The organism is Rhizobium sp. UBA1881 (assembly GCF_002338015.1).
Lineage (GTDB): Bacteria > Pseudomonadota > Alphaproteobacteria > Rhizobiales > Rhizobiaceae > Rhizobium.
Genome location: NZ_DDHH01000152.1, coordinates 1 through 7,819 on the forward strand (window position 1 = coordinate 1; position 7,819 = coordinate 7,819).

9 protein-coding genes and 1 pseudogene are annotated in these 7,819 nt (G+C 63.5%); 7 read left to right on the top strand and 3 right to left on the bottom strand.

Annotated elements, in window-relative coordinates; translation table 11 throughout:
- Positions 1 to 1,162 (top strand): MATE family efflux transporter (locus tag B3605_RS18160; protein WP_296435418.1); only part of this gene is annotated, 1,162 nt, incomplete at its 5' end.
- Here B3605_RS18160 and B3605_RS18165 read toward each other — a convergent pair.
- Both B3605_RS18165 and B3605_RS18170 read right to left on the bottom strand, forming a co-directional pair.
- A complete protein-coding gene (locus B3605_RS18165) occupies positions 1,138 to 2,226 on the bottom strand; it encodes a quinone-dependent dihydroorotate dehydrogenase (RefSeq protein WP_112940944.1) in 1,089 nt (362 codons plus the stop codon). The two genes, B3605_RS18160 and B3605_RS18165, sit on opposite strands and share 25 nt — an antisense overlap.
- On the bottom strand, positions 2,223 to 2,576 hold the full coding sequence (locus tag B3605_RS18170; RefSeq protein ID WP_112941023.1) for a DUF952 domain-containing protein: 354 nt from the start codon (positions 2,574 to 2,576) through the stop codon (positions 2,223 to 2,225). The genes B3605_RS18165 and B3605_RS18170 overlap by 4 nt, the downstream gene beginning before the upstream one ends.
- 110 nt (positions 2,577 to 2,686) lie before the next feature.
- On the opposite strand from B3605_RS18170, the gene B3605_RS18175 reads away from it, so the two are divergent.
- The 5 genes from B3605_RS18175 (at position 2,687) to B3605_RS18195 (ending at position 5,813) form a co-directional block, all read left to right on the top strand.
- Complete coding sequence (locus B3605_RS18175) at positions 2,687 to 3,085, top strand: hypothetical protein (protein ID WP_112940945.1); 399 nt, start codon at positions 2,687 to 2,689, stop codon at positions 3,083 to 3,085.
- A gap of 91 nt (positions 3,086 to 3,176) precedes the next feature.
- The gene (locus B3605_RS18180; protein ID WP_112940946.1) at positions 3,177 to 3,824 is read left to right on the top strand and encodes a response regulator; all 648 of its coding nucleotides are present in this window, start codon (positions 3,177 to 3,179) and stop codon (positions 3,822 to 3,824) included.
- Positions 3,825 to 3,928: 104 nt separating this feature from the next.
- Complete coding sequence (locus B3605_RS18185; RefSeq protein ID WP_018898323.1) at positions 3,929 to 4,594, top strand: S24 family peptidase; 666 nt, start codon at positions 3,929 to 3,931, stop codon at positions 4,592 to 4,594.
- Between the two features lie 11 nt (positions 4,595 to 4,605).
- The gene (locus tag B3605_RS18190) at positions 4,606 to 5,346 is read left to right on the top strand and encodes a thermonuclease family protein (RefSeq protein WP_112940947.1); all 741 of its coding nucleotides are present in this window, start codon (positions 4,606 to 4,608) and stop codon (positions 5,344 to 5,346) included.
- A gap of 53 nt (positions 5,347 to 5,399) precedes the next feature.
- Positions 5,400 to 5,813: a tellurite resistance TerB family protein gene (locus B3605_RS18195; protein WP_112940948.1), complete on the top strand. Its 414-nt coding sequence runs from the start codon at positions 5,400 to 5,402 to the stop codon at positions 5,811 to 5,813.
- Between the two features lie 5 nt (positions 5,814 to 5,818).
- Here B3605_RS18195 and B3605_RS18200 read toward each other — a convergent pair whose 3' ends face one another.
- Positions 5,819 to 6,694: a transporter substrate-binding domain-containing protein gene (locus B3605_RS18200; protein WP_112940949.1), complete on the bottom strand. Its 876-nt coding sequence runs from the start codon at positions 6,692 to 6,694 to the stop codon at positions 5,819 to 5,821.
- Positions 6,695 to 6,747: 53 nt separating this feature from the next.
- Here B3605_RS18200 and B3605_RS18205 point away from each other — a divergent pair.
- A pseudogene (locus B3605_RS18205) lies at positions 6,748 to 7,819 on the top strand (glycosyl transferase); the annotation flags it as partial.

Consider the following 7,819-nt stretch of genomic DNA (forward strand, 5'->3'; position numbering starts at 1 on the left):
GGTAGCAATCGGGCGGTTACGCTTCAACTTCCTGCGCGCCTCGACCACGGGATTGACGGCGCAGGCCTATGGTCGCCGCGACCGGCATGCCGAGCAGGGCGTGTTCTGGCGGGCGATCATTTCGGCGTTGGGCTGCGGCGTGGCGCTGCTCTGTCTGTCACCGCTGCTTCTGGCGGCGGGGCTGACGCTGATGGGACCGGAGAACGCTGTAGCGCAGGCGACCAGCACCTATTTCTCGATCCGCATTCTCGCCGGGCCGGCAGCGCTTGCCAATTACGCGATCCTCGGCTTCGTGCTCGGGCGTGGGCAGGGAAGCGTCGGTCTCCTGTTGCAGACGATCATCAACGGCATCAACATCGTGCTGGCGATCGCGCTTGGGCTCTGGCTCGACTGGGGGATATCGGGGGTTGCCTGGGCGACCACCGTCGGCGAGACGATCGGGGCGCTCGCCGGCCTGTTCATCGTGCTGAAAAGCTTCGACCGCGCCGACCGGCCGACGCGCGGCGAAGTCTTTGCGCGGAAGCCTCTGGCGGAACTCTTCACGCTCAATCGCGATATCCTGATCCGCACCTTCGTGCTGCTTGGCGCCTTCGCGCTGATGACGCGGATCGGCACCGGCTTCGGCGCCGTGACGCTGGCGGCGAACGCCGTGCTGATGAATTTCCTGATGCTGTCGAGCTTCTATCTCGACGGGCTGGCCAACGCCGCCGAGCAGATCACCGGGCGCGCCGTCGGTGCGCGCTACCGTCCGGCCTTCGATCGCGGCTTGAAGCTGACGACGATCTGGTCGTTCGGGCTTGCCGGCATCATCTCGCTGTTCTTCCTGGTGGCCGGCGAACGGCTGATCGCGGCGCTGACGACGTCATCAGACGTGCGTGAGGCCGCAGGCCTCTATCTCCCCTGGGCGGCGATAACAGGACTGACGGGCGCGCTCGCCTTCCTGATGGATGGCGTCTTCATCGGCGCCACGTGGTCGAGCGACATGCGCAACCGCATGCTGATGTCGTTCGTCGTCTATCTGGCGGCACTCGCGATCTTCGTGCCGTTCTTCGCCAACCACGGCCTGTGGTTGGCGATCAACCTGTTCCTTATTTCGCGCGGCGTTTTCCTGGTGCTCAGGGTCCGCCAGCGGGCCGATCAGACGTTCCGGCCGGCCCAGTAATCCACCTTGCTGTCACGCAGTTCGCGGATCGAGGCGACCTTCTCGCGGTCCATCAGCTTCGACAGACCGCGAACGATGTCGCCCGCCAGGCCCGGGCCTTCATAGACCATGCAGGAATAGAGCTGCACCAGATCGGCGCCCGCCTTGATTTTCTCCAGCGCGGTCTCGGCCGAGGAGACACCACCGGCGCCGATGATCGGCAGGTCGGGGCCGACGCGCTTGCGCATCTTGGCCAGCACCACGGTCGACTTTTCGAAGAGCGGCTTGCCGGAGAGACCGCCCTGCTCTTTCGCCTGGCGCTGATCCTTGAGACCATCGCGCGACAGCGTGGTGTTGGAGACGATCAGGCCATCGAGCGCATGCGAGAGCGCTTCGGCGGCGATGTCGTCGATGCCTTCTTCCGTCAAATCCGGCGCGACCTTGAGGAAGACGGGGATCTTGCGGCCGGATTTTTCGGCTTCCTCGTCGCGCGCGGCAAGCACGGCCGACAGCAGCGCCGACAGGCTCTCGCGCGCCTGCAGATCGCGCAGGCCAGGCGTGTTTGGCGAGGATATGTTGGCGGTGAAATAGCCCGCCAGCGAATAGAAGCGGCGGATGCCCTTCACGTAGTCGTCGATGCGATCGGCGCTATCCTTGTTGGCACCGATATTGACGCCAATAATGCCATTGCTCCTGACGGATGACAGGCGCTGGAAGGCGGCGTCGTGGCCCTCATTGTTGAAGCCGAGGCGGTTGATCACGCCTTCGTCCTCGACAAGGCGGAAGATGCGCGGGCGCGGATTGCCGGATTGCGGCTTGGGCGTCACCGTGCCGATCTCGGTGAAGCCGAAGCCGATCTTCAACAGCGCTTCCGGCACCTCGGCGTTCTTGTCGTAGCCGGCGGCCATGCCGATCGGGTTAGCGAAATCGAGCCCGGCGACCGTCTGGCGCAGGCGCACATCTGCAGGTGCCGCGCAGGCCGGAACGAGGCCTGATTTCAGCGCCGCGATCGACATGCCGTGCGCCGTTTCCGGATCGAAGAGGAAGAGACCCTTGCGGGCGGCGTGCTTGAAGAGATCGATCATGGCTGCAGGTCCGGAAAGATGTGTTTGCCTTCGGCATCGAGCAGCAATGGCTTTTCCCAGAGCACGGCCGAAAGCGGGAGGTCCGCATAGAGATGCGGGAAGAGATCGCCGCCGCGCGACGGTTCGAAAATCAGCTTGTCTCCGAGGGCAGCAGCATCGACGGCGACCAGAAGCAGGCCGGTCTGGCCGGCGAAGTGCAAGGCTGCGGTCTGCACCGCCTGGGCTGCCGTCGAGAAGTGGATGAATCCATCCGTCAGATCGATGGCGGCGCCGCGGAAAACGCCAGCTGCCCGGGCGTCCTGCCAGAGCGTTTCCGTCACGATCTTGTAAAGCGTGGGTGTCAGGGTCATGATGGCCTCATGAATGGCTGGTCTTTCCCGGGCTTTGCCGCAGTTGAGCGGCGATGTCCACGCGCTCACCGCAAAAAATGCGGTGGCCATCGAGATTTCCGGAGGAAACCATGAAAAATATCACGCTCAGCCTCGTCGCCATCCTCATTCCGCTTGCAGCTTCCGCCGCAGAGCCGGACGCAAGCCGCTTCCAACTGGAGCGCAGCGGCGACCATTTCGTGCGGCTCGATCGCCAGACCGGGGCGATGTCGCTCTGCGAGGAGAAGGATGGGGCGCTCGTCTGCCGCATGGCCGCCGACGAACGCGCCGCTTACGAAAGCGAACTCGACCGGCTGTCGGACCGGGTGACCGCGCTGGAGAACAAGAGCATCGTCAACAAGGCGCTGCCATCGGACGCCGAGATCGACCGCTCGATCGGCATCATGGAGCGCTGGATGCGCAGCTTCATGGGGATCGTCAAGGAATTCCAGAGCGAGGACCAGGGCAACGCCCTTCCGCAAAAGACATGATTTGCTATAGTCTGCTTTAGCAGGAAGGCATGAACCGTGGAGGAAGGCGGTGCATGGACTTCATGATCGGGCTCTTGGGAGGGAGTTTTCGATGCATGAGCAGACAATCATTATTGCCGACGATCACCCGCTGTTTCGCGATGCGCTTCGCCAGGCCGTGACCGGGATGGAGGGCCATCCCGATATCGTCGAGGCCGGCGATTTCGCCGCCGCGCGAAAGTCGGTCGGCGAGCATCCGGATGCCGATCTGATGCTGCTCGACCTCGCCATGCCCGGGGTGAGCGGTTTCTCGGGGCTGATGGCTTTGCGCTCGGAATTCGCAGGCCTGCCGATCGTCATCGTCTCTGCGTCGGACGATGCGACGACGATCCGTCGCTCGCTCGAGCTCGGCGCCTCGGGCTTCATCTCGAAATCCGCAGGGATCGACGATATCAGGCTTGGCATACAGACCGTGCTGGCGGGCGATATCGCAACGCCTGACAGCTACCGCGACGGGCAGGAACAGGATCCCGATGTGGCTGACATCATCCACCGGCTGCACACGCTGACACCGCAGCAGAGCCGGGTGCTGACGATGCTGGCCGAAGGCCTGCTCAACAAGCAGATCGCTTATGAACTCGGCGTATCGGAGGCGACGATCAAAGCACATGTCTCGGCCATTCTTCTCAAGCTCAATGTCGACAGCCGCACGCAGGCGGTGATCCAGCTCGGCAAGATCAACATGGCGATGGTCGCCTGACGGGAGAGAGGATTTTATTCCTCTTGTCTCTTTACTCCTGTTCGCCTTGCGGTTAATCTTTCAGCCGATTAAGGAGCGCCTTGGCGCGCACGGGATCAGGCGACATGCTGTCACACGAGCAGATCTGGGGAGCGCTCGACAGGCTTGCCGAACGGCACGACCTGACACCCTCCGGGCTTGCCCGCCGCGCCGGCCTCGACCCGACCTCGTTCAACAAATCCAAACGCCTTTCCGCCGATGGTCGCTTGCGCTGGCCATCGACGGAATCGATCGCCAAGGTGCTTGAGGCGACCCGCTCCAGCATGGAGGAATTCCTGTCCTTCATGCGGCCGCAGGGCAGTTTCTCGACGCTGCCGGATGGCGCATTTCCGCCGCAAGGGAGCTCCATTCCACTGCTCGGCTTCGCACAGGCGGGCGCTGGCGGCTTTTTCGATGATGGTGGCTTTCCGGCCGGACAGGGCTGGGATGTCGTCGAATTTCCGGCCGCACCGTCTCAGAAGGCGGGCGTCTATGCGCTGGAGGTGCAGGGCGAAAGCATGATGCCGCTCTATCGCGACGGCGACGTCTTGATCGTCGAGCCGGGCGCGCAGGTGCGCCGTAACGACCGTGTCGTGGTGAAGACCCGCGAGGGCGAGGTGATGGCCAAGGTGCTGATGCGTCAGAGCCCACGCTCGATCGAACTCATGTCGCTCAATCCCGAACATCCGAACCGGACGATCGAACTCACCGACGTGGATTGGATCGCCCGGATCATTTGGGCCAGCCAGTAGGAAAATCTTCCATGAAGCCTGCGGCACTTCTGACAGCGACTGCGGGGATCGCGATCGTCATCGGCCTGATCGCCGCCGGCGAGCATCGGTTGAGCGGTGCGTCGGATGCGGCCGAGATCGCGGCATCAGCGCAAGGGGCGGTCGCCCCGGAAACGCTCTCGCCAGCGCAGCCGACGACGAACCCGGATGCCAGCATGATGGCCCGGCCGGTGGATGACGCCAGCCAGTTCTACCCGGCCTCGGTCGACGGCAAGCCATTGGAGCGCGAACAGGCGCCGGAGCCTGAGAAAAAGCCTGTCGTGGTGGCTGAGAAAGGGATCGACCTGCCGCGCCCCGTGGCCGAAAGCGCCGGTGTTCTCGGCTTCGGCGAAAGGCGGCTGCAACTGGCCGGGCTGACGCCGACACCGGTCGACAAGAGCTGCGCCGGCGCCGGGGGCACGGAGTGGCCCTGCGGGATGCTGGCGAAGACCAATTTCCGGCTTTTCCTTAGGCTTCGGACCGTCAACTGCGATCTCAGCGATCCCAACTGGAGCGGCACCGCGACGGCCAACTGCAAGATCGGCGGGCAGGATCTTTCCGAGTGGCTGATCGAGAATGGCTGGACCGAGGCCGAAGCGGGTTCCGCTTTCGCGGATGCCGGCGCCAAGGCCAAGCGAGACGGAAACGGTATCTACGGGCAGGATCCACGCCAGGCCGGCGCGATTGAAACACCCGACCTGACGCAGCCGCAAGATATGAGCGATCCCTTGTAATGGGCGTGGCCAGTTCCTAAACTCTGCAGACATCGCAGAGGAACCATGCAGACATGAACAAGCCGCTTTCCGCCCACGACGCGTTGATCTACGTGATGGTCATGGCATCCGCCGTCGACAGCACGATGAATGATCGGGAGCTGGAACGTATCGGACAGCTGGTGGGCTTTCTGCCGGTCTTCCGGGGCTTCGACGACGACAAGCTGATCTCGGTTGCCCGCGACTGCGCGGCGCTTCTGTCCGGCCCCGAGGGGCTCGACGTCGTTCTCGAGACGGTCAAGGACACGCTGTCGCCGAAGCTTTACGACACGGCCTATGCGCTGGCGGTCGAGGTCGCGTCGGCCGATCTTTCGGTGAAGGCGGAAGAGCTGCGCCTGCTCAGCCTGCTGCGCGACCGGCTCGGCCTCGACAAACTGACCTGCGCAGCAATCGAGCGCAGCGCCATTGCCCGTTTCCGCAAGGCTTAACCCGCCTAGTATAGTCCGTAAGGGAAATAGCGCAGGTAGATTTCCTGCAGGCGGCCGCTGCGCGAAAGGGCAGCCAGCGCGTGGTCGAAGGCCGAGCGCAGGACTTCGTCCTTTTGCCGCAGCATGATCGTCATGCCCTCGCCCAGAAACTCTTCCGACATATAGGGACCGTCGAACAGGGCGCAGCATTTCTCCGATGCCTGCGACGACACCCAGAAGGAGAGCTGCAGCGAATCGGCGAAGACGGCGTCGACTTTGCCGTCCTTCAATGCTGCCAGCAGCGCTTCCTTGCTGTCGAACGGCACCGCCTTGACCCTGGGGAAATAGGCCGCGAGCATCGCGGCGTGTGCGGTTTCCTTGACGACGCCGACGGAGCGATCGGCAAGGCTTGCGGCATTCTCGCCCTTGATCGGCGCCTTCAGATTTCGGGCGAAACGGGCGGGCAGCATCAGGTAGGGGCGCGAGAAGGAGAACTGCCGGCGCAGTTCGCTACCGACGGCCAGCCCCGCGATCACGGCATCACCCTGCGAGGCGGCCAACGCATCCTTGAGATCGCCGAAGGGCAAGGCCTGGATCTGGCACTTGTCCGAAATCTCCAGCTCGGCGCAGATTTCGCGGGCGAGATCGACATTGAAGCCCGAGAGCTTGCCGTTCTGATCCATGAAATTGAACGGCGGAAAATCAACCGAAGTCAGGAAACGCAGGCGCACGAGGCTCGTCAGATCGGGCTTGGCGAGACGCTCACGGCTGTCGAAAAGCAAGGGCAAGGAGGGCGCTGCCTGCTGTGCCGCAGCCGAAAGAGGTAGCCAAAATGCTGCCAGAAACAGCCAGAGGCTGCAAAACCCCTTAGGATTGAGAGATGCCAGCTTAAATCGCATCATTATGATCTGCCCCGGGGACTGCACTGCCACTTTAACGACGGTGTATCAGAGTCATGCGTATCGGGGAATATGCGTCGGGCGGGATCAGCACCCGTAACGCGACGCTTCAGGAGCGATCGAAACCTTTGATCTCGCCGACCGTGCCGGCGAGCGTGGTCAATGATGTCAGGCAGATCGAGATCGAAGCGCTGCTGAGGCTCGGTATCGGCAAGCCGACCATCGCGCGCGCGGCGACCATGGCCCGCCATAACGGAACGTCGATCGAGCGCGAATTGCTGGCCAACCGATGGGTGGACGCCGAGAGCTATTATGCCGCCCTTGCCCGCGCGCTTCGCGTTCCATTCCTCTCGCAGCTCGATCCGGCCCTGATCCATGACGACCAAGCGCTCGACACGCAGCTGGCGGACACGCGATCCGTGCGGCTGAACTATGCAGACAAGGCGATGATCGCCATCATTCCCGAGGCCAGTCGACTGCTGGCGCTGGCGCGGACGATCGAGGCGCGGCCGGGGCTTGCGGAGCGGATCATCGTCACCACGCCCACCGCAATGCGCGATGCCATCTGGCGCGTCGGCGCCAAGCGGCGGGTGAAAGAGAGCATCGGAACGCTGTTCGAGGACAAGGGGCGGTTCAGCGCCCGCATCGTGCTCTCGGGCAAGCAGGGGTTCATCGCGGGCGCGGCACTCTGCGCGCTTATCTTCGCGGCGTTTTCCGATCTGCCGTTGATCGCGATCGTTCATCTCGCGCTGTCGTTCATCTACATGGCGGCGATCCTGCTCCGGGCCTGCGCGCTCCACCATCGTCGCGGTCCGCAGCCAACGCCGCAACCGACGGAGCGGCTGCCGGTCTATTCCGTGTTCGTCGCGCTCTACAAGGAGGCGGAGGTCGCGGGCCAGCTTGTCGCGGCGCTGAAGCAGCTCAACTGGCCGACCGCCAAGCTCGACATCAAGCTGATATGCGAGGCCGACGACCATGCGACGATCGCGGCACTCGAGAAACAAAATCTCGGCCCACAGTTCGAAATCATCGCGGTGCCCGTCTCCCATCCGAGAACGAAGCCGAAGGCGCTGAACTATGCGCTGAGCGCGGCGCGCGGAGAATTCCTCGTGATCTACGACGCCGAGG

What these genes read in the sequence shown, in the direction of transcription:
- B3605_RS18195 (WP_112940948.1), top strand. Translation starts at nt 5,400, where the DNA reads ATGAACAAGCCGCTTTCCGCCCACGACGCGTTGATCTACGTGATGGTC.
- B3605_RS18185 (WP_018898323.1), top strand. Translation starts at nt 3,929, where the DNA reads ATGCTGTCACACGAGCAGATCTGGGGAGCGCTCGACAGGCTTGCCGAA.
- B3605_RS18175 (WP_112940945.1), top strand. Translation starts at nt 2,687, where the DNA reads ATGAAAAATATCACGCTCAGCCTCGTCGCCATCCTCATTCCGCTTGCA.
- B3605_RS18190 (WP_112940947.1), top strand. Translation starts at nt 4,606, where the DNA reads ATGAAGCCTGCGGCACTTCTGACAGCGACTGCGGGGATCGCGATCGTC.
- B3605_RS18180 (WP_112940946.1), top strand. Translation starts at nt 3,177, where the DNA reads ATGCATGAGCAGACAATCATTATTGCCGACGATCACCCGCTGTTTCGC.
- B3605_RS18165 (WP_112940944.1), bottom strand. Translation starts at nt 2,226, where the DNA reads ATGATCGATCTCTTCAAGCACGCCGCCCGCAAGGGTCTCTTCCTCTTC.
- B3605_RS18200 (WP_112940949.1), bottom strand. Translation starts at nt 6,694, where the DNA reads ATGATGCGATTTAAGCTGGCATCTCTCAATCCTAAGGGGTTTTGCAGC.
- B3605_RS18170 (WP_112941023.1), bottom strand. Translation starts at nt 2,576, where the DNA reads ATGACCCTGACACCCACGCTTTACAAGATCGTGACGGAAACGCTCTGG.